The 21,460-nt window shown below is 35.2% G+C and carries 17 protein-coding genes, 2 tRNA genes and 1 other annotated feature; of the genes, 4 read left to right on the forward strand and 15 right to left on the reverse strand.

Going from position 1 to position 21,460, the window contains the following annotated elements; genetic code table 11:
• From G5W_RS20430 to G5W_RS0104540, 7 genes are all read right to left on the reverse strand, one after another.
• On the reverse strand, window positions 1-249 hold a 249-nt coding region (locus G5W_RS20430), incomplete at its 3' end, for a hypothetical protein (protein WP_010094594.1).
• 170 nt (window positions 250-419) lie between these two features.
• A complete protein-coding gene (locus tag G5W_RS0104515; protein WP_010094595.1) occupies window positions 420-1,031 on the reverse strand; it encodes a hypothetical protein in 612 nt (203 codons plus the stop codon).
• 526 nt (window positions 1,032-1,557) lie between these two features.
• On the reverse strand, window positions 1,558-2,310 hold the full coding sequence (locus G5W_RS0104520; protein ID WP_010094597.1) for a hypothetical protein: 753 nt from the start codon (window positions 2,308-2,310) through the stop codon (window positions 1,558-1,560).
• Window positions 2,286-3,644, reverse strand: a complete 1,359-nt coding sequence (locus tag G5W_RS0104525) for a P-loop NTPase family protein (protein WP_010094599.1) — start codon at window positions 3,642-3,644, stop codon at window positions 2,286-2,288. Before G5W_RS0104525 ends, G5W_RS0104520 begins: the two co-directional genes overlap by 25 nt.
• Window positions 3,645-3,646: 2 nt before the next feature.
• The gene (locus G5W_RS0104530) at window positions 3,647-4,294 is read right to left on the reverse strand and encodes a hypothetical protein (protein WP_010094600.1); all 648 of its coding nucleotides are present in this window, start codon (window positions 4,292-4,294) and stop codon (window positions 3,647-3,649) included.
• Window positions 4,295-4,301: 7 nt separating this feature from the next.
• Window positions 4,302-5,837, reverse strand: coding sequence for a hypothetical protein (locus tag G5W_RS0104535; protein WP_010094601.1), 1,536 nt, complete (start codon window positions 5,835-5,837; stop codon window positions 4,302-4,304).
• Between the two features lie 613 nt (window positions 5,838-6,450).
• Window positions 6,451-6,523 (reverse strand) — tRNA-Arg (locus G5W_RS0104540).
• A 186-nt stretch (window positions 6,524-6,709) separates the two neighbouring features.
• Here G5W_RS0104540 and G5W_RS0104545 point away from each other — a divergent pair.
• The 3 genes from G5W_RS0104545 to G5W_RS0104555 all read left to right on the forward strand — a co-directional run bounded on the left by G5W_RS0104545 (window position 6,710) and on the right by G5W_RS0104555 (window position 8,930).
• On the forward strand, window positions 6,710-7,354 hold the full coding sequence (locus tag G5W_RS0104545; RefSeq protein WP_010094602.1) for a deoxynucleoside kinase: 645 nt from the start codon (window positions 6,710-6,712) through the stop codon (window positions 7,352-7,354).
• 36 nt (window positions 7,355-7,390) lie between these two features.
• A complete protein-coding gene (locus G5W_RS0104550; protein WP_010094603.1) occupies window positions 7,391-8,074 on the forward strand; it encodes a deoxynucleoside kinase in 684 nt (227 codons plus the stop codon).
• A 127-nt stretch (window positions 8,075-8,201) separates the two neighbouring features.
• Window positions 8,202-8,930 (forward strand): GTP pyrophosphokinase, encoded by a 729-nt coding sequence (locus tag G5W_RS0104555; protein WP_010094604.1) that lies wholly within the window; start codon window positions 8,202-8,204, stop codon window positions 8,928-8,930.
• Between the two features lie 120 nt (window positions 8,931-9,050).
• Here the strand turns inward: G5W_RS0104555 and G5W_RS0104560 are convergent.
• The 4 genes from G5W_RS0104560 to guaB form a co-directional block, all read right to left on the reverse strand.
• Window positions 9,051-9,143, reverse strand: a tRNA-Ser gene (locus tag G5W_RS0104560).
• Window positions 9,144-9,307: 164 nt separating this feature from the next.
• A complete protein-coding gene (serS, locus tag G5W_RS0104565) occupies window positions 9,308-10,582 on the reverse strand; it encodes a serine--tRNA ligase (protein WP_010094606.1) in 1,275 nt (424 codons plus the stop codon).
• 53 nt (window positions 10,583-10,635) lie between these two features.
• Window positions 10,636-10,853: a binding site (T-box leader), on the reverse strand.
• 110 nt (window positions 10,854-10,963) lie between these two features.
• Window positions 10,964-12,298, reverse strand: coding sequence for a D-alanyl-D-alanine carboxypeptidase family protein (locus G5W_RS0104575; protein WP_010094609.1), 1,335 nt, complete (start codon window positions 12,296-12,298; stop codon window positions 10,964-10,966).
• Between the two features lie 128 nt (window positions 12,299-12,426).
• Window positions 12,427-13,902 carry an IMP dehydrogenase gene (gene guaB, locus G5W_RS0104580; protein WP_010094610.1) on the reverse strand — a complete coding sequence of 492 codons (1,476 nt, stop codon included), beginning with the start codon at window positions 13,900-13,902 and terminating at the stop codon, window positions 12,427-12,429.
• A 180-nt stretch (window positions 13,903-14,082) separates the two neighbouring features.
• Here guaB and G5W_RS0104585 point away from each other — a divergent pair, with 180 nt between their 5' ends.
• On the forward strand, window positions 14,083-15,045 hold the full coding sequence (locus G5W_RS0104585) for a YaaC family protein (RefSeq protein ID WP_010094612.1): 963 nt from the start codon (window positions 14,083-14,085) through the stop codon (window positions 15,043-15,045).
• A gap of 326 nt (window positions 15,046-15,371) precedes the next feature.
• On the opposite strand, the gene G5W_RS0104590 is transcribed toward G5W_RS0104585, so the two are convergent.
• The 4 genes from G5W_RS0104590 to remB form a co-directional block, all read right to left on the reverse strand.
• The gene (locus G5W_RS0104590; RefSeq protein ID WP_010094613.1) at window positions 15,372-16,469 is read right to left on the reverse strand and encodes an HD-GYP domain-containing protein; all 1,098 of its coding nucleotides are present in this window, start codon (window positions 16,467-16,469) and stop codon (window positions 15,372-15,374) included.
• Between the two features lie 67 nt (window positions 16,470-16,536).
• Window positions 16,537-19,047, reverse strand: a complete 2,511-nt coding sequence (gene gyrA, locus G5W_RS0104595) for a DNA gyrase subunit A (protein WP_010094614.1) — start codon at window positions 19,045-19,047, stop codon at window positions 16,537-16,539.
• Between the two features lie 166 nt (window positions 19,048-19,213).
• Window positions 19,214-21,142 carry a DNA topoisomerase (ATP-hydrolyzing) subunit B gene (gyrB, locus tag G5W_RS0104600; RefSeq protein ID WP_029191011.1) on the reverse strand — a complete coding sequence of 643 codons (1,929 nt, stop codon included), beginning with the start codon at window positions 21,140-21,142 and terminating at the stop codon, window positions 19,214-19,216.
• 23 nt (window positions 21,143-21,165) lie between these two features.
• Window positions 21,166-21,444, reverse strand: a complete 279-nt coding sequence (gene remB / locus G5W_RS0104605; RefSeq protein ID WP_010094616.1) for an extracellular matrix regulator RemB — start codon at window positions 21,442-21,444, stop codon at window positions 21,166-21,168.
• Between the last annotated feature and the right edge of the window lie 16 nt (window positions 21,445-21,460).

Below are 21,460 nucleotides of genomic sequence, written 5' to 3' on the forward strand. Positions count from 1 at the left end.
GCTCTCTTTTAAGTCATTGAACATCTTACCTTTAGTTGAATCCTTTGTTACTTGAATATATACTTCTTTGCCATTCTTTTGGTAAGCTATTAAATCTGGTTGGCTACGTCTTGTCTGATCAGTACCTTCAACGATACCTATATGATTGAAGTCTTCCCATCCTTCTTCCTCTTCTAGCAGTTCTTCTGCAAGGTTTTGGAGCGCACCAGATGATATTCCAAACCTTAGATATAGTTCAGTATGATTCATATCCACACCTCATTTTTTATTTAGTTCTCTTTTTATCCACATTGATATTAATTCTAATGCGTCATTTCCTGCATATTTGACATAAGTATTCCATCCTATTATTCTTAATTCCCTGCCAATATTAACTCTAACTCCAGCAATTTTGTTAGTTTTAGCAACGTAACCTTCAACTATATTTTTTTCTTAGTCTTTTTTCTAATTGACTTACGTAATACTTCTTTAGTTGGCTTCACACCAAAATAACGATATATTTCTTTAGATGTTGTTCTCCCGTTTAAAAAGACCGTATGAAAATTCCCTATTTTTATAATTTCAGTAACGAGCTCTAAATCACCAGTACTTAATAATGCTTTTTTTTGAGAAGTTTCTAATTTGCCCCATATATCATTGGTAGCCCACTGACTTAAATCTAAATGACATGCAGTTCCAGTGTAATAGTCAAACCCCAAAGTATCTCTTAAGAATTTTGACATTCTATCAAACCATTCTTTATAAACTACGTCTCTTTCAAAGTAAGTCTCGCAGTATTCTATTATTTGCTTTTGATGTTCTATATCTATCTCTGAATAATTTTCCAAACCCAGGCTATCTAACGTATGAAATCTATTTTTCCCATTAAAAAACTCAAACTCTTTGTAACTTGGATTTAAGCTTATAGTTGCCACTTCTGCAGTTTTAAACTTTCCAAATGCGATTACAGGTGTACTTCTAGGAACAACCGAACAATCTTCCGGTGGACTTTGTTGTAATCTCTTTAATATTTTTTGTTCAAGTGACAGCATGATTTCCACCACTTTCTACGAGATTTAGGGTATTTCTAATATTTCTTTCTAAAATAATTAATTCAAAATCTATCTTTTACAAACTAAACACTCTTCCGCAACTAATTCGTTTAAAGCACGTAACTTATTTTCAAACCAATAAGATTCCATTGCATTCTTTGTTCACAATTACTTTTTGTAAATGCTATTTTGGTCAACGCGTGTACAATTGCTCCTATGAAGTTTACTTCTGGAACTCTTAGAATCTATTATAAAAATGCCGCCATTATGATTATTTAATATTACTAGAATTATCTTCTTGTCTATTAATCTAGTACCTTCATATACCTTGGGTCATTTTATTTTTACCTCTATACGCAGTTCTTGTAATTTCCTAAGTTAAACATCAAGATAAAAAGGAGGCAGAACCTCAGTACGGGAACTGCCTCCTGTTGTGTTCATCTCCGATTTAGTCCACTTAATAATTTTCTACAACCTCTTCATCCAATGAGGCATATTAGATACACCATTTAGTAATTTTCTTGCTTTACTCTCCAATAATTTCTTTAATTAATTTATTGTCTACTTTGTTTAAGTACAACCTTATATCTTCTTCTTTTATATTTCCTTCTTCTGACGAAGCTATAATTATTTGTATCTGTTTAGGATAATCCTTTTTTAATAGATATAATTCATTTAAAAATTGGTTGAATGTATCTAGATCCAAATTTTGTTGTCTCGGTTCATCTAATACTAATAGGTATGGGTGATTTGTCGAATTATTAAATATTAAACCAGTCTTCAACAAAGCTAAATAATAAGATAAAATAATTCTTATCAATCCGCTGCTTGAAGTAATATTATAAAGGTTGACTCCATCAATTTTGGGATAATAATCTTCTCTGTCTATCTTTATTTGTTCGTAAATCCGATTAATCACGGATATATTCTTTTTTCCTTTATCCTTAATTGACTTATCTAAATTATCAACTTTGGAAGTATCGAAACCATCTTTCAGAAAATCTAATTTAAAGAGAATACCCTTGAATTCCTCTTCAAAAGTTTCAAGTTTTTCCTTATCTAAATCCTCATTGGCTTTTGCATCTTTTATACTTTTTCTCAATTCTTTAATTTTAGTGGATATTTTATCCTTTTCGCTAGTAATAGCTTCAAATTTTCTTAAAACTTCTTTATCTTTCTCTAATTCCTTAATGCTATTTTCTATTCGACCAACTTCTCTTGAAAAGAAATTATATTGCTCCAAGTTTTGCGGTTTTAATTGGTCTTCATAACTATCCATTGTTTTTTTAATTCTTTTAATTCCAAACGTGCTAAGAATAGTTTATTTACTATTTCTTTTTTTGCTTCTTCCTTCTTCTCCTTTAATCTTTTAAAGTCTTTTAGCTCATCTAATAAGTATTGCAGCGTTTGGACGGTATTATTTACATTTTGTAACTCAGAACCACATAAATCGCAACAACCAGAAGACAATTCTTCTTTTTCTTGGATTGTTATGTGATTTAAGCATCTCGGGCACGTGTTAATAGGTAAAATTCCAATTAATTTTTTTGCAGTTTTGAGCTTATCATTTTTCTCAACATCTGATTCAATCTTGGTTATGTAATATTGATATTGGGATATTTCAGCTTCTAGTACTTCTATTGATTCTTCATGTCTCTTGGCTACCATAGTCATATGTCGATATTTAGAACGGATTTCTTTTAGGACATTATCTACTACACGATTTCCTTTTTCCAATTCTGAAATTTTATCTTGAAAATCAATTACTTTGAATTTCTTATCTCTAATCTCTTCATCTATTTGTTTTGATTCAACGTGAGACAATAACTGCATTACTTCTTGTAAATCCTTTAAAGAATTTACCTTTTGTCTTAATTGTGAATTGTAATATTCCAACGAATGTCTATACTTTGCAACATCCGCATTAGAAAGGTCCAGTAAAAATTCAAATGCTGTTTTCTTTATATCGGCAATTTCATACTTTGGGTTTGTCGCTTGAATATCTGTCCAAGCTTCTTGCGGTACAACGAAAAGAGGTAGCAAGTTTTGAATATAAAAGATTAATCGTTCATCTTTACTTTCAGTATTTCCCTCTAAATCTTCGCTTACTTTACGAATCGGTTCCATACCTAAAAAGGAAAATAAAAACTCTTGATAAGTTGCATTTCCGACTATATTTTTATCTTTATTAATTTTATAAAAGTCTTTTTCAATTGCACGTTCATCTAATGTCATCCCTGTATCATGCTTTTCCAACGAAACATTTTTAAAAACAATAACCGGCTCGTTATTATCAACAGCATCTCTTAATACGACAACCCGTTTTCCATTACTCTGTAATTGCAGATAAATTTCAGCATGTTCAAGTTTCTCATCCATAAATTTTCTTAATAACAATTTAAAATTGATAATTTCTCTTTGCTTTTTTCCATAAATAGCTTCACCGTTTAGGCCATATACAATACTTTCAATAAGTGTAGATTTCCCCAAGGTATTCCTACCAAAAATCATATTAACTTCACTTATTTCGTTATCCACTAAAAAGTTTAGGTAACGACCGTACTTATTACCACTCTTAGCTAAAATTCTTATTTTCACTGCTTCAATAAACAAATCTACTCACCTTCGATTCCAAGCATTAGTGATGGAAAATGCTTTCTTATATAATCATCTATACGTTCATTAGTTGCATTTTTAGGAAAGATAGCATTAATGATATCCATTCTATCTACCCAAATAGGTTCCTCTTTTATTATTTGCTCTGAAATTTGAATTCCTAGTTCTGTTAAAGTTAGGCACATTGCTTTTTTACTTTTATTGAAATTAGTAAATTCAACTTTAATCAAACCTTTGCTCACCATATAATTGAAGATTCCATCATAGCGATGGTCCCAAGGTCCTCTAATATATTTAATCATTGGCGAAAGTGCTCTTTCTGTTTCAAACGATCTAAGTTTTAAATTATCTAATAGCTTGGGTTTTTTTTCAATTTCAATGACTCGTTTTAAATAAAACGGATAACGTATGAGGAAATCAAAGAACGAAAATTTACCTCTTCCATAAATGGTGAAATGACTAAAAAATGGTTCATTAATAATACCGCATTTTCGAATTAAAAGTAAGATTCTATAGGCATGAAAATCATAATCATCATCAGGTAGAATGTATTCCTTTTGTTCGTCTAATGGTGCTGTTTCCATGACTACTTCATTTTTAATTAGTATATCAAAAAAAACTTCCGTAGAATTTTCCTTTTCGTCCATAATTCCCTTACCTCTCTCTATGCCATCTTAAGAAGCACTTTGCTGCCATATGAAACATTTGACCATGCACTACATCGAGGTCCACAATAAACTTCTTAATTTTTACTAATGCATTAAATTCGTCCGTGGCTAATTTAAGTTCCTTTTTAAAATTAAGATAAAATCCTCCTGAAGTAATTTGACTGTCCATTTGTAACTCTAATACGGCATCATTACAAATATTTTCTACTTTCTTCTCCAGCTTTTTAATTTCATCATACTCTCGATGGAAATTTTGGAAAGTAAGCCTTTGCAGATATAGCAAGTACCTACACCTTAATTCAGTGGCTGTCTGAAGCAAATTATTTCTGCTCTCTTCGTCAATTCCCTCAATTTTATGAAACTTCATCTCCAGCTTACTTTGGTCCTCATTATTTTCATGTTTTATAAATCTTTCTACTTCCTCGGGTTCGACTCTCGGCATTTCAAACAAATCATACTCTGCATCATCTGAAGTAGATTGAAGTTGATGTACGAGCCTTTCTTCCAAAGAATCTATATCTTGTCTAATTCGATCTTCAGATTCAGAAATATTTTGATTAACTTCAGAAAATCCTTGGTCTATTTTTATTCCAAGTATATCAAACTGTTTTAGTACTGCCTTATCTATACCTGAGCGAATGACATCATCTGTTTCACTGAGAATCTCTTTTAATAAGTTATTATCAAGAAACCTTTGCTCTCTTTTTTCTTTAATAGCTTTAAAGTTAATCTCCGTAAGTAATCTACCAAAATATAAATCTACTCTCTTTTCATCTGTAGATAATGTTCTCAGTGCATCTTTCGCTTGTTCTTTTAACACTTCAATAGATTGAACAGCATCTATACTTTCAAATATCCATTTTATCCGATTTGTAAAGTCTTCCATAATTGCATCATCATCAATTTTACCCTCAAAAGTTACTGAAAGATTCTGAAGAACTTCAAGTTCTTTATCTAGTTTCTCAATTTCAATTAGTACTTCTCCACTTTGTAAAGTAGTATCTTTAATTTTTTCATGACGTGCATCTATCTTTTTTTGAATCGCCTTTTCCATAGATTCTTTTTCTTTAACAAAAACTTCAAGTAATATTTCTCTTGTCTTAGAAACACATAGTCTTTGTATCTCTTGATTTGCACTTAAGTTCCCTTGTTGTTCCATCCAATTTTCAATAACAGTATCTCGATTTGAGATATGTGTGTTTGTTTCAAATACATATTCCCCTGCATATCCTTCATAAATCAAATGCAAAAGAAAATAATTATAAAAAGACTTTTTTATCTCCTCACTATTTATATTCAAAGCAGATGAATAACATTTCAATTGAGTAAACCTAACTGTCTGTTCCATTAAATTAATTTCCTTGATATCATCCTCTACCTCACAATAGATAATATTAGTCTTGTTTCTATTATAATTTTCCAACCAAAGCAGCAAGGTTTTTAGATACTGATAAACAAAACCTCTGTTAGAACCTGGGGCATCTGTATCCTTTTTGAAAATGATTAGTTCGTTAGTTGTCATCTTTTCTATTTCCTCCGCCGAACATTTTTAAAATATAGACATTTTTTATAATATTTTACCATATAAAGACATACTATTACTTCTATTCTTTCAAATATTGGAAATTTGTTAAAATATGACGTTCAAAATTTCCTAATAACCTAACATGCTTCTACATCTTTTTTCTTCTTAATCCTTATTTAACCCACAATATGAGACATTACAAAAGACCTAAGTAATCTCCTATCGGAGTTCTTAGGTCTTTCATATCCTTAGAAAACGTAACTGAACTGTTCAGTTATGAAAATGAGTTGGTTTTCATGAGGATTAGGTTAATTACTTCTTTTTATTCAATTTATTTATTAATGTCTTCTAAAGTATCATCCATATAGGCGATCTTTTGGACGAGAGATTTACAGATTGAAACATAAAGATAGAGTATTAAAACATACCCCTGATATTAGAATGTTTCAGTGAATAATTATTTTATCTAGAAACTTTAAGTTGAAGTACGTTTAGTTAATATTTTCTCATTAAGTATTAATTGGCCCCAATTTGGCCCCAATTAGAAAAAGATTAAGTTTCTTCTTATTAAAGAAAACAAAAAAACCTTGCTACAGCAAGGTTTTAATGATGCCCACGGCAGGATTCGAACCTGCGACACACGGTTTAGGAAACCGATGCTCTATCCCCTGAGCTACGAAGGCATTATGATCAACACCCATTATTATACAATAAAATAGGGCATTATTTCAAAAACTTCATACGGTAGCATATCCAAATACCAAAAATTACTCCAACACCCTTTCCATATATAGTATAGAAGAGTTTCTTTTAGTATGATATTATTAGAAGATATCTGTCAGTATTTCATTTTGATTGGGGGAACGACAATGGCAGAGGTCCCATTTATTGCAATAGAAGGGCCAATTGGTATTGGTAAAACATCATTAGCTAAAAGGCTATCAGAACATTTTAATTTTCATTTGTTAAAGGAAATTGTGGAGGAAAACCCGTTTCTTGGGAAGTTTTATGATGACATTGATGAGTGGAGTTTTCAAACAGAAATGTTTTTCCTTTGCAATCGATTTAAGCAACTTGAAGATATTGAAATAAAGTATTTACAACAAAAAAAGGCCGTTGTTGCAGATTATCACATATCTAAAAATATGATTTTCGCGAAACGTACACTACAAGCAGATAAATTCGAGAAATATGAACAAATTTATCATATTTTAACAGCGGATATGCCTGTTCCAAATATGCTAATATATTTACATGCGAGTTTAGATACGATATTAAATCGTATTAAACTTCGTGGTCGAGAAATAGAGCAGAATATAAAAGCTTCCTATTTAGCACAGCTATCTGCGGATTATGAAGCTTATATGAATGAATTTGAAATCATGCATCCTGACATTCCTGTAATCCGTATTAACGGAGATGAAATGGATTTTGTGAAAAGTGAGGATGACCTAAATATTATTATTGCTCAGGTTGAAAAGCAGTTAAAAGCATTTGAACCCGTTTCGAAATAATCGATTTATACTATATATTTCTAAGGAGACCGTATCATGAATTTACGCGAAAAGTATAACATCCCGAATGACAGTATTATAACTATCGCTGGGACTGTTGGTGTTGGAAAATCAACCATGACAAAAGCATTAGCAAATGCTTTAAATTTTAAAACTTCATTTGAAAAGGTAGACACCAATCCTTATCTTGAGAAATTTTATGCTGATTTTGAACGTTGGAGCTTCCATCTACAAATATATTTCCTAGCTGAACGCTTTAAGGAACAAAAGAAAATCTTCGAATATGGTGGTGGATTCGTTCAAGACCGCTCTATTTACGAAGACACTGGTATCTTTGCTAAAATGCACTTTGATAATGGCACAATGTCCAAAACCGATTATGAAACATATACAAGTCTTTTTGAATCCATGGTCATGACACCTTATTTTCCACATCCTGACCTCTTAATTTATTTAGAGGGATCATTTGATGAGGTATTACGTCGAATTCAAGAACGTGGTCGTGAGATGGAAAAGAGTACACCAGTTTCTTATTGGGAAGAAATGTACAATCGCTATGAAAATTGGATTAACAATTTTAATGCATGTCCGATACTACGCATTAATATCTCTGATTATGATTTAATGAATGATAATACATCCATTGAACCAATCTTAGAGAAAATCGGTCATTTCATTCAACAATCCCGACGTTGGGAAACAAGAGAACTAATAAAATAAGCTTATGGATAACGATGATACCTATTACCGTATTATCGTTATTTTTTGGTTAAAACGACATTTCATCCTGCTGTTCATAGGCATTTATACTATAATAGAAGTATAACGACGAAGGGAAGTATACAACTTGGAAATCGAATTAAATCAACTGAAGCAAATTCGGAACGAAATTACTCGTTTAATGATGACTTACCAATTCGGTCTAGATGAAATGAATACCAAGCTAAATATATTACGAAGTGAATTTCAATATATACATGACTATAATCCAATTGAACATATTAAATCGCGAGTAAAATCTCCTGAAAGTATTTTTAAGAAGATCTATCGGAAGAATCTACCGTTGAGCTTAGATTCTATCCGAGATAATATCCGTGATATTGCTGGAATACGCATTGTTTGCTCATTCCGATCTGACATCTATAAATTATTAGATTTAATACAAAACCAGGAAGATGTTACAGTTGTCGATATAAAAGACTATATTCAACATCCGAAGCCAAACGGGTATCAGAGTTTACACCTTATTGTAACCATCCCTGTTTTTCTCTCTGATCGTGTAGAGAATGTTTATGTTGAAATTCAAATCAGAACAGCTGCTATGGACTTCTGGGCAAGTCTGGAGCATAAAATATATTATAAATATGATAAGGCTGTTCCTGAAGGGCTACGCAATGAATTGCTAGATGCAGCAATCGTGGCAACTGATTTAGATAGACGCATGGAAAAGCTTCACGATGAAATGAACGAAATTAAAGAAAAACATATTGCAGAAGAAGAATTGACTCGTATTGCGTTAAATAATGAAAACTATCATCTGCCATTACCGCTTCTGAACTCTCTATTAGGAAAATAGAAAAAGAATCGTCTCACTTATGATAAGCGGGACGATTCTTTCGTTTTTAATATACTAAAAAAACCACTACAGTTTGTAGTGGTTTCCGTATCTCCAAATTTATGCGCTTTGTTTATTAAATGGAGGAGGTAGAGGGATTCGAACCCCCGCGCGGTTTGACCCGCCTGTCGGTTTTCAAGACCGATCCCTTCAGCCAGACTTGGGTATACCTCCCTAACAACAAATATTAATATACCGTATTTGAATTTCAATGTCAACGAATTTTAGCACTTTTTTTGTCGAAAATAAATAAAAAACTTTTCCAATTTGAGTGATAATTTTTGAAGTTGATAGGTCTATACAGTGGGGAATAGCTCCCCACTGTATAGATAAATAGCTTACTTAATTACCTCTACTCCACCCATGTATGGTACTAATACTTTTGGAACTTTGATAGAGCCATCTTCTTGTTGGTAATTTTCAATAATTGCTGTTACGGTACGTCCAATTGCTAGGCCAGATCCGTTTAGTGTGTGAACAAACTCTGGTTTGCTATCTGCTCCTCTTCTAAAGCGAATACCAGCACGTCTCGCTTGGAAGTCTTCAAAATTTGAGCAAGAAGAGATTTCACGGTATGTTTCTTGACTAGGAATCCATACTTCAATATCGTATTTCTTCGCAGCAGTAAAACCTAAATCTCCTGTACACATACTCATCACACGATATGGTAGTTCAAGTAGCTGTAGTACTTTTTCTGCATGACCAGTTAATTCCTCTAACACTCCATAAGAATCCTCTGGTTTTACAAATTGAACTAATTCCACCTTGTTAAATTGGTGCTGACGAATTAATCCACGTGTATCACGACCAGCAGACCCCGCTTCAGAACGGAAGCTACCACTGAAGGCAACATATTTTATCGGAAGGCTATCCACATTTAAAATTTCTTCACGATGGTAGTTTGTAACAGGTACTTCTGCAGTTGGAACCATGAAATAATCCCAATCCTCTAATTTAAATGCATCCTCTTCAAATTTTGGAAGCTGTCCTGTTCCCGTCATACTTGCACGGTTCACAATTGTCGGTGGAAGCATTTCTTGATAGCCATGTTCATCAGAATGTAAGTCCATCATAAAGCTCCATAAAGCACGTTCTAATCTCGCTCCAAGACCTTTATAGAACACGAAGCGGCTTCCGGTTACTTTGCTTGCTCGTTCAAAATCTAGAATATCTAAATTCGTTGCCACATCCCAATGGGGTTGAACTTCAAAGTCAAAGCTAGGAATCTCTCCCCATGTACGTGCGACAATATTATCATCTTCACTTTCACCGACCGGAACACTTTCATGTGGGATATTTGGAATAGATAACATAATGGTTTCTAATGTTTCTTCAATTCCTCTTAGCTCGTCATCAAATTCCTTAATTTGATCACCAACTTCACGCATTTCCTTAATCGCCGCTTCAGCATCCTTTTTCTCTTTCTTCAATTGTGAGATTTGCTTCGTAACCTCGTTACGTTTTGCTTTTAGAGTCTCCGTTTTATTAATTAGTTCACGACGTCTTTCATCTAATTCACCGAAACGGTCTAATTCGGATAAGTCTTCACCACGGTGTTGTAATTTCCCTTTTACTTCCTCAAAGTGATTACGTAAATATTTCATGTCTAGCATCCTAAATTCCTCCTAATTTTTTATACAAAAATACAAAAAACTCCCGTCCCAAAAATAGGGACGAGAGTTTATATTCCCGCGTTGCCACCCTTGTTGAAGAGTTTCCTCTTCCGGCTTTAATCGTGTTAACGGTACGGCGCCGGGTTTACCTACTATTTGTTCAGTAAACCAGTTCAAGGATGGATTCACAGTATTCTTCCATCGATTCACACCAACCATCGACTCTCTTGAAGAAAGGGATACTGCTACTATTTCCTATCATAACTATTGACATGCATTTTTAATTACAAAATATCATAGCTAATTTTCTACATAATTGCAAGTTTTATTCCTAAACTATCGTAAAAAATAGGCTATCTAGTCATTTCTAATTCCTACAGCTTAAGAAAACCAACCTTTGACTGTATCCACTATAGAAGAGAAAATTCCACTAAAGAAGTCACCTACTGCACCTAGTGCAAGCATGAACCAGTTTGATTTTTCTACTGCCTCATCTGTTACTAAATCAACAGTAGTTGTTTCTGCATTAAAGATATAACCATGTTCCCCTTCACCAGTATATACTAGCTCAGCATAACCAATCTTTTCTCCCTTTTTAATAGGAGCTACTAGTTCGCCTTCTTTGTTTAGCTTGTCTTCATCAATGTGGTACTTCACTTCATATAACTCTTCTTCTCCACTCTTAATCGGTATCGTGAAACCTTCGCTAAGAGAAATGCTTACGGTATCTTCTTTACCTTTCGAGATTGGAAGAGTTTTTTGATCTTTTAACTGATATCCTTGTGGGAATAGCTCTTTTGTATTAAATTGGCTAAATCCATAATCCATTAAACGTGCCGTTTGCTCAAAACGAGCTTCTTTACTATCTGTACGCATCACTACTGATATTAGTCTTCTTCCGTCACGTTCAGCTGTTCCAGTGAAAGTATAACCAGCAAGGCCTGTATAGCCGGTTTTCAAGCCATCCATACCTTCATAGTAGAACTGTTTTAAATACGATGCTTCATGTGGAAGCATCCAGTTTAAGTTCTCTACCTTATACCCTTCAAACTCATCCTCTATTCGACTAGAGATATCAAGTGCATGTGGAAAATCATTAATCAAATTATATGCTAATAAGGCTAATGAACGTGCAGATAAAAGGTTAGAACCGTTTGGATCTGTACCTTCTGGATAATTTTCACCAAGTGAGCTGTTTTCTAATCCAGTAGAATTTACAAATTGAGCATCAGGAAGGCCCATTTCTTCTGCCTTCTTATTCATGCGCTTCACAAATTCTCCTTCAGAACCTGCAATTAATTCTGCAAGTGCAATGGAAGTTCCATTATCAGAGAAAATTGCCATTGCCTCATATAACTCTTTAACAGAGTAGGCTTTATCTTGTGTTAAACCAATCCCTGAAAACTCAGGATTAGCTGAAATACTATATGCATAATCACTTATTTGTGTAGTAGTTTCCCAAGTAATTTCCCCATTATCAATTGCTTCCAAAACAAGATATTCCGTCATCATTTTTGTCATACTTGCTGGTGGAAGTGCAATATCAGGGCTTTTGGCAAATAGTACTTTCCCTGTTTCCGCATCAACTAATATAGCTGACTCAGCATCTAATTCTAATTCTGCTGCTTGTATCATCAATGGTTGTGTTATGAATGATGTCATTGTAAGAAGTACTACAAGAACCATCATAAAGACTCTTGAATAGATCTGTTTCACTTTTTTTCTTAACCTCCACCCTATTTTTTCATTCTTTTTTTTACGAACACCCTTAGTATTTTATCATATCTCAGAAGAAAAAAATAGACGGGCTAAAAAGCCCATCTTCAGTTTTTCTCTAGTAATATTTACCCTTTTAAGGAGTAATTTGGTGCTTCCTTTGTAATTTGGACATCGTGTGGATGACTTTCAATTAGACCAGCATTTGTTATCCGTACAAATTGCGCATCTGATCGCAAGGCATCGATGGTAGCAGCACCACAATAACCCATTCCAGAACGCAATCCACCTAATAATTGATGAACAGTATCTGCAAGAGGTCCCTTATAGGCAACCCTTCCTTCAATACCTTCAGGAACTAATTTTTTCGCATCCTCTGTATCTTGGAAATAACGATCCTTCGATCCAGCCTTCATAGCGCCTACAGAGCCCATACCACGATATACTTTATATCTTCTGCCTTGATAGATTTCCGTTTCACCAGGGCTCTCTGATACCCCTGCAAACATACTTCCGAGCATAACCGCATGTGCTCCTGCCGCAAGTGCTTTAACAATATCACCAGAATACTTTATACCACCATCTGCAATGACTGGAACTCCATATTCAGAAGCCGCTTCTGCACAATCGTACACTGCAGTAATTTGTGGTACCCCGACACCCGCTACAACTCTAGTTGTACAAATAGATCCTGGGCCAATACCCACTTTCACGATTGTTGCACCAGCTTCAATCAATGCTTTTGTTCCTTCTGCGGTTGCAACATTACCCGCGATAATATCAAGCGTTGGATAAGCTTGACGTACACTTTTCACTTGTTCTATTACACCTTGAGAGTGACCATGTGCTGTATCAATTACAATAACATCCACACCTGCATTCACTAAAGCATCTATTCGCTTCATCGAATCCCCAGTAACACCTACAGCCGCACCAACTAATAATCTTCCTTGTGCATCCTTTGCAGCATTTGGAAATTCAATTACTTTTTCAATATCTTTAATTGTTATTAAACCTTTTAGTACTCCATCTTCATCTACTAATGGTAGTTTTTCAATTTTGTATTGTTGTAGAATCTTTTCCGCTTCTTCTAACGTAGTACCTACTGGAGCAGTAACCAGGTTCTCACTAGTCATTACTTCTGATATTTTTATAGAGTAGTCTTGAATAAAGCGTAAATCTCGATTCGTAATAATCCCAACTAATTCTTGATTCTCTACGTTATTCACAATAGGGACACCGGAAATTCGATATTTCCCCATTAAATGTTCGGCATCATATACTTGATGATCCGGTGTTAGAAAGAATGGATTCGTTATGACACCACTCTCAGAACGCTTCACACGATCAACTTGCTCTGCTTGTTCTTCAATGGACATGTTTTTATGGATGATTCCTAGTCCACCTTGTCTAGCCATAGCAATTGCCATGGTTGCTTCCGTCACCGTATCCATACCTGCACTAATCAATGGAGCATTTAATGTTAAGTTCGGACTTAGGACAGTACTTACATTTACTTCACGAGGTAGCACCTCTGATTTAGCCGGAATTAATAACACATCATCAAATGTTAAACCTTCTTTTGCAAACTTATCCTTTCTCATATAAACCCTCCTTAGTTGGTAATACAGAATAATATTTAAATAAACGGGAAAGATACAATGTATATCAATATCTATTGTTATATACAATACTTGAACTTAGGAACATTTTCAATAACAGAAACACTACAAATTAAAGTTGATATATTCTAATTTTTCTATCAAAAGAGAAGGTAATTTGGCATGCATTTTCATGATGACCCTAAAATGATATTTACCTATTTACAATCACAGCAAACAGCGCAAAATTTTTTGTTAGAATGCTATAAACAACTACATGATGTAGATGCTGAACGAAAAAGCTATGAAAACTGTAATGTATTTATGTATTGTTTAAATCATGGTATGGAATATTATCGTGCAGGGGAAAAAGTAGATATCGTACTGAAGCCAGTTATGTATTTTTATGGAATGGCACATTTATTAAAGGCATGCTTATTGATAAAGCGGCCAGACTATCCAGAATCAACCTCTGTCCTAGCTCACGGAGTATCCACTAGAAAGCGTAAAAAGAAGGACTATAACTTCCTCGAGGATGAAGTAAAAGTTCAATATAAAGGTCTTTTCCCTTATTTCTCAGAGCATTTATTTCGCATTAACAAGCTTCCCTTTGAAAAAATTACGATGAATGATTTACTTCGTTTAATACCAGAACTAATCCCTTATTATGATATCGAACAGAATACGAGCTTAGTGAAAGTTGGAAAAGTAGGGGAAAATATACTCTCCATTCCTACACTTCTCTGTGATCATTATCATATGACTGAAAATGCACTCTTAAAAAAACTTAATGCCTATGTACCAACTATTGTAGAGAGTCGTCAGAAAGCAGAAAATGTTATTGTCGTTCTAGGGGATGCTCTTTCCTACACCATTAGTCCTTTCCAAGTAGATATGAAAGAGAATATATATTTACCAACAGACCGTGAAATGTTTTTCCCCATATCAGAAGTCATGGTCCATTATTTACTGCTATATAATCTTAGTATGTTATCTCGTTATGAGGCAGAATGGTGGGGAGAATTACTAGCAACCAAGCCAGACAAAGACTACCCATTTATATCAAGTTTTTTAGATATTACACAAGTAAAGATACCAATGATTATTAGTAAATTTCTTATAAAGAATATGACTGGACATAATTGAGTTTTATAACTTCAATGTTGATATTCGGTCATACTAGCACTGGAAATATACATAGACTCCTTGAAAAAGAGGCACTTTTTCTGCGTGCGACGAGCCGCTGACGTAGCGTTTCTTGTCCTGCGGGAGGGATAGGCATCGGTGAGACCCCGCAGGAGCGAAGCTCTGAGGAGGCTCACCAGCCGCCCGCGGCAAGGTAGACACTGCGAGGTTCTTTCGAGCAGATGTCGCCCCTGTGCTGGAAGTGGAAGCGGAGTAAATTTCCGGGGCGGGTTTTTACGCCAAACCAATGTTTTTTATTTTTGAACATACAATACTAGTAAAATTTATTATAGTATTTCACTAATATGCAAATCTGGCTGGTTACTCAATGTAATAATATCGCCATTATCCAATTTAACAATTGGCCTTGTTGGATTATGCTGCTCAATAAAGACAATCTCACCAGTTTGATCATTTGATAATAATACTTTCGTACCCATTGAGAAGTTAGCAATGGCCTTCACAAAAATTTGAACAACCCTTGGATCTAATTTACTAAACTGCTCTTTCTGTAATTCCTCTATAACTTTAAATGGTGACTGTTTCTTACGGTAGAGTCTTTCACTAGTCATCGCATGATAAATATCACAAACAGCAATAATTCGAGCGAATGAATGAATTTTTTCCTTTGATAACCCAAGTGGATAACCACTTCCATCAATCCGTTCATGATGTTGAAGAACAGCAAGTTTTACCGTATAGGGAATAGAAGCAACATGCTCTATCATACGATAGGAGTATGTTGGATGCTTTCTAATTTCTTCTAGTTCCTCATTGGTTAACAATCCTTCCTTTTTGAAAGCAAAGGAATCAAGTCTAGCCATACCAGCATCACTTAGCAACCCTGCTAGTCCAATTTGGAACCATTCTCCTTTTTGGTAACCCATTTTCTTCCCTAAATACGCACTTAAGACAGAAATTGCCACACTATGATGATAGAAATAATCCTTCTTATCCACATATTGATGAAGGGTATAAACAGCTGAGCCGATATCATCCATTCTATTGATAAGAGGGACAATCAGATTGCGTACAGTCAAACTATCAAATAGAGTATTTTTTCTCCAGGAGTTAAATAAATTCTTATACTCTTCTACTACGGAGATATAATGCTCCTCAAAAGAGAGTTCTGTTACATTTCGAGTAGTTTCCGATGATGACGTTTCTTCTGTCTTTTCTTCATTCATTACTGGATTAGGGCGGAATAACTTCCCATCACTCAACCGTTCTGAAACATCTACCTGATCGATTAAAAAGTTATGTAACACCGTAATATGCTCTTCCGTCAAAACAGTATTTTCTGGGATTATTGGTCGATTGGTTTTTCCTTTTACATCCCGTAATAGAACACAGCCTGGGACTAGTTGTCCTTTGGAAACTCGCATTTTCTTCCCCCCTATAATGGATAAGAAGACGGAGGAAAATATTCACTCCGTCACTTAGTTCATCTATTTATTCTTCATCTGAGGTAGATTCGTTCATTTCAATAGATTCTGTTGCTACTTCATCTATTGATTCTTCCTCTTCTTCATCTTCACGGTCGATTTTAGCAACTGTTGCTACCTCTTCACCTTCTTGTAGACGAATTAGACGTACTCCTCTTGTATTTCTACCTGTTTGTGAAATGCCTTCCACTGGGATACGAATTAATACACCAGCTGCTGTAATAAGCATGATATCTTCATCACCAGTTACAGCTTTCACAGAAACAATATCGCCAGTTTCCTCAGAAATTTTGGCCGTGAAGATACCTTTACCACCACGTTTGGTAATACGATATTGATCCTCAGGAGTTCTCTTACCAAGACCTTTATTCGTAACGTGTAGGATTTGAAGCCCTTCATCTAAGATCTCCATGGAAACTACTTCATCATCGTCTCGTAAGGAGATACCACGAACACCAGCTGCGGTTCTACCCATTAATCTTACTTGTTCTTCTGGGAATCGAATGAGATATCCATGCTTGGTTGCAATCATAATATCCTTTGTACCATCCGTTAAACGTACCGAGATCAACTCATCATCTTCTCGTAAGCCAAGTGCAATTAAGCCACCTTTACGGATATTAGCAAATTGGGACAATGATGTACGTTTAGAAATACCATGCTTTGTTGTAAAGAAGAAATTATATTCCTCTTTAAATTCATTAACGGATATGACAGCATTGATCCACTCTTCTTTTTCGATTTGAAGTAGATTAATAATCGGAAGGCCTTTAGCAGTACGGCTATATTCAGGGATTTCATAACCTTTTACTTTATATACCTTTCCTTTATTGGTAAAGAATAGAATCGTATCATGGGTAGATGTAGATACTAGATGTTCCACAAAGTCATCTTCATTTGTTCCCATTCCTTGAATACCACGGCCACCACGTTTTTGAACACGATAAGTGGAGGATGGTAGGCGTTTAATATAACCTTTATGGGTTAATGTAATGACAATATTTTCCTCTGGAATTAAATCTTCATCCTCGAAGAAGTCAGCGCCGCCAACCGTAATTTCTGTACGTCTCTTATCACCGTACTTTTCTTTGATTTCGGTTAATTCCTCACGAATGATTTGAAGTACTTTCTCTTCATCCGCTAAGACAGCTTTTAACTCTTCAATTAATCGTTGAAGTTCATTGTATTCATTCTCAATTTTTTCACGTTCTAAGCCTGTTAAACGTTGCAATCTCATATCAAGAATTGCTTGCGCTTGCTTTTCAGTAAGCTTAAAGCGTGTCATCAATCCTTCACGAGCCACATCAGCTGTTTTAGAATTACGAATTAATGAAATTACTTCATCCAAGTGATCAAGTGCAATTCGTAAACCTTCTAGAATATGCGCTCTTGCCTCAGCTTTCTTTAATTCAAATTCTGTTCTTCGTCTGATAATAACTTTTTGGTGCTCTAAATAGTGGTATAGACACTCTTTAATATTTAGTACCTTAGGAATACCATTAACTAGCGCTAATGTATTTACTCCAAATGTTGTTTGTAAAGCGGTATATTTATATAAATTATTCAACAATACGTTAGCATTCACATCACGACGTAATTCCATAACGATACGCATACCATTACGGTCTGATTCGTCGCGTAGATCTGTTATCCCTTCAATACGCTTGTCACGAACTAACTCTGCTATTTTTTCAATTAGCTTTGCTTTGTTCACTTGGTATGGAAGCTCCGTAACAAGGATAGTCGCCTTACCATTCGGATTTTCTTCAATCTCAACCTTTGCTCGAACCGTAATCGATCCTCTACCAGTTTCATAGGCTCTACGGATACCGCTTCGTCCCATAATAATACCGGCAGTAGGGAAATCTGGTCCTGGTAAGTGATTTTCCATGATTTCATCAATCGTAATGTCTGGGTTTTCACTGACAGCTAGTACAGCATCAATAGTTTCACCTAGATTATGCGGCGGAATGTTTGTCGCCATACCTACTGCTATACCAGAAGCACCGTTCACTAACAGGTTTGGAAAACGAGCAGGAAACACAACTGGTTCTCTTTCAGAACCATCATAGTTATCCTGGTAATCGATGGTATCTTTATTGATATCACGTAGTAATTCCATTGATATTTTGGACATTCTTGCTTCTGTATAACGCATCGCAGCAGCAGAGTCACCATCAACCGAACCAAAGTTACCATGACCATCTACTAGTGGGTTACGATAACTAAATGGCTGTGCCATACGAACCATTGCCTCGTAAACTGCTGAATCACCGTGTGGGTGATACTTACCGATTACTTCCCCTACGATACGGGCAGATTTTTTGTATGCTTTATCCGAGTGCATACCTAAGTCATTCATTGCATATAATATTCTACGATGCACTGGTTTCATCCCATCTCGAACATCTGGCAACGCACGAGAGACAATAACACTCATTGCATAATCTAAAAAGGAAGTTCTTACTTCCTGACTAATATTTATTTCTTGTACACTTTGACGTTCCTGATCCGCCATCGATTTTAAACCTCCTGAGTATGTCTTAGCCTATTAAATACTAGCTAGACATTTAGAAAACCCACATTGACTATTGATTTATGAATGTGCTAGTTTCCTTATTCTTTCCTAACGTAGAACGAAAAGCGACTATGCGCTTTTCGAAGCTTAGTTACAATCCTACTTACTAGATATCTAAGTTTTTAACATATTGTGCGTTTTCTTCGATAAATTGACGACGAGGTTCAACCTTATCCCCCATCAACATATCAAAAACATGATCCGCTTCAATTGCATCGCTCAATTCAACTTGAAGTAGAGTACGATTTTCTGGATCCATCGTTGTTTCCCAAAGTTGTTCAGCGTTCATTTCTCCAAGACCTTTATAACGCTGAAGTCCAGGTTTTGGTGATTCTGGTAGTTCCGCTAAAATTCTATCCAGCTCTTTATCATCATAGGCATAATGAACTACTTTACCTTGTTGAACCTTATATAAAGGTGGTTGTGCAATATACACATAACCATGTTCAATCAATGGGCGCATAAAACGATAGAAGAATGTTAGAAGTAATGTTCTAATATGTGCACCATCGACATCGGCATCGGTCATAATTACAATTTTATGGTATCTAGCTTTGGAAATATCAAAGTCATCGCCAATCCCAGTTCCCATTGCGGTAATCATTGAACGTACCTCATTGTTAGAAAGAATACGGTCTAGTCTAGCTTTTTCAACGTTTAAAATCTTTCCACGTAGCGGTAAAATAGCTTGGAAATGTCGGTCACGACCTTGCTTCGCAGAACCACCCGCAGAGTCACCCTCAACGATATAAAGCTCACTAATGGATGCATCCTTCGATGAACAGTCGGCTAGTTTACCTGGAAGATTGGAAATTTCCAGTACACTCTTTCTACGCGTTAAATCACGAGCTTTTTTAGCTGCTGCACGAGCTCTTGAAGCCATTAATCCTTTTTCGACGATTATTTTTCCAATTGATGGATTCTCAAGCAAGAACTTTGAGAACATCTCACTGAAAACAGAATCTGTTATCGCACGTACCTCACTATTACCTAGCTTCGTTTTTGTTTGTCCTTCGAATTGTGGATCCGGATGTTTGACAGAGACAATTGCAGTGATTCCTTCTCGTACATCATCTCCAGTTAGGTTTGGTTCACTTTCTTTCATAAGACCATTTTTTCGAGCATAATCATTAATCACTCTTGTTAAACCAGTCTTAAATCCTGACTCATGTGTTCCGCCTTCATACGTATGAATATTATTAGCAAAAGAGTAGATACTGCTATTAAATCCATCATTGTATTGTACCGCTACCTCTACAGCAATGCCTTGGTCTTCACCTTCTGCATAAAACGGCTCATGAAGTCCCTCTTTATTACGGTTTATATACTCCACATACTCACTAATTCCGCCTTCATAGTGGAAGGATATCGGCCCTTCATTCGTACGTTTATCTTCAATGGATATACGAATTCCTTTATTTAAAAATGCTAGCTCACGTACACGTTGAACTAGTGTATCTAGATCATAAGTTGTTGTTTCTGTAAATATTTCAGGATCCGGTTTAAAGTGTGTCGTTGTACCTGTACGATCTGTTTCACCAACCACTTCTAATGGTTTAACTGGTACTCCTCTTTCAAATCCAATCATATGAATCTTACCATCACGGTGAACACTAACTTCTAGGTTAGTAGAAAGTGCATTTACTACAGATGCCCCAACACCGTGCAATCCACCAGAAACCTTATATCCACCACCACCGAATTTACCACCGGCGTGTAATACAGTCATAATTACTTCTACTGCTGGCTTACCTGTTTTCTTTTGAATATCTACTGGGATACCGCGTCCATTATCCATTACGGTAATACTATTATCTTCTTCAATAATCACTTGAATGTGATCACAATAACCAGCCAGTGCCTCGTCAATACTATTATCTACGATTTCCCATACGAGGTGATGAAGTCCTTTTTCACTAGTTGATCCAATATACATACCAGGTCTTTTTCTTACCGCTTCTAAGCCTTCTAAGACCTGTATCTGGTCGGCATTATATGATGACTCTTCTGTTTTTACGTTTTCTTCCATTGCCATTCTCCCACCTACTTCTACTCGAATTATTCAAGCTCTAATTCGTTTGAATAGTCTTCAAGTTTACTTATTGTTGAAATCATACTTGCCCGCTTTTTCAAGGTTGCAACAGACAATGTACTTAAATACAAATAATCATTTGTGATAACGACTGATTTTGCATCGTTTAGAGGTCCAATGATTATTTCTTTATTATTACGCATCATCTCGTCCATGATGGTAGATGATGAAATAAATTGATAATCAATGATGGAAATGATATTTTTTGAACGGATAACATTTCCATTGCCAATGTGAATAAACAAGTTCTACTCCCCCATT

It is taken from the genome of Ornithinibacillus scapharcae TW25 (genome assembly GCF_000190475.1).
GTDB lineage: Bacteria > Bacillota > Bacilli > Bacillales > Amphibacillaceae > Ornithinibacillus > Ornithinibacillus scapharcae.

Bases quoted from the DNA above. Each gene is read 5' to 3' on its own strand.
- G5W_RS0104515 (WP_010094595.1), bottom strand. From the start codon at position 1,031: ATGCTGTCACTTGAACAAAAAATATTAAAGAGATTACAACAAAGTCCA.
- G5W_RS0104520 (WP_010094597.1), bottom strand. From the start codon at position 2,310: ATGGATAGTTATGAAGACCAATTAAAACCGCAAAACTTGGAGCAATAT.
- G5W_RS0104530 (WP_010094600.1), bottom strand. From the start codon at position 4,294: ATGGACGAAAAGGAAAATTCTACGGAAGTTTTTTTTGATATACTAATT.
- G5W_RS0104535 (WP_010094601.1), bottom strand. From the start codon at position 5,837: ATGACAACTAACGAACTAATCATTTTCAAAAAGGATACAGATGCCCCA.
- G5W_RS0104545 (WP_010094602.1), top strand. From the start codon at position 6,710: ATGGCAGAGGTCCCATTTATTGCAATAGAAGGGCCAATTGGTATTGGT.
- G5W_RS0104550 (WP_010094603.1), top strand. From the start codon at position 7,391: ATGAATTTACGCGAAAAGTATAACATCCCGAATGACAGTATTATAACT.
- serS (WP_010094606.1), bottom strand. From the start codon at position 10,582: ATGCTAGACATGAAATATTTACGTAATCACTTTGAGGAAGTAAAAGGG.
- guaB (WP_010094610.1), bottom strand. From the start codon at position 13,902: ATGAGAAAGGATAAGTTTGCAAAAGAAGGTTTAACATTTGATGATGTG.
- G5W_RS0104585 (WP_010094612.1), top strand. From the start codon at position 14,083: ATGCATTTTCATGATGACCCTAAAATGATATTTACCTATTTACAATCA.
- G5W_RS0104590 (WP_010094613.1), bottom strand. From the start codon at position 16,469: ATGCGAGTTTCCAAAGGACAACTAGTCCCAGGCTGTGTTCTATTACGG.
- gyrA (WP_010094614.1), bottom strand. From the start codon at position 19,047: ATGGCGGATCAGGAACGTCAAAGTGTACAAGAAATAAATATTAGTCAG.
- gyrB (WP_029191011.1), bottom strand. From the start codon at position 21,142: ATGGCAATGGAAGAAAACGTAAAAACAGAAGAGTCATCATATAATGCC.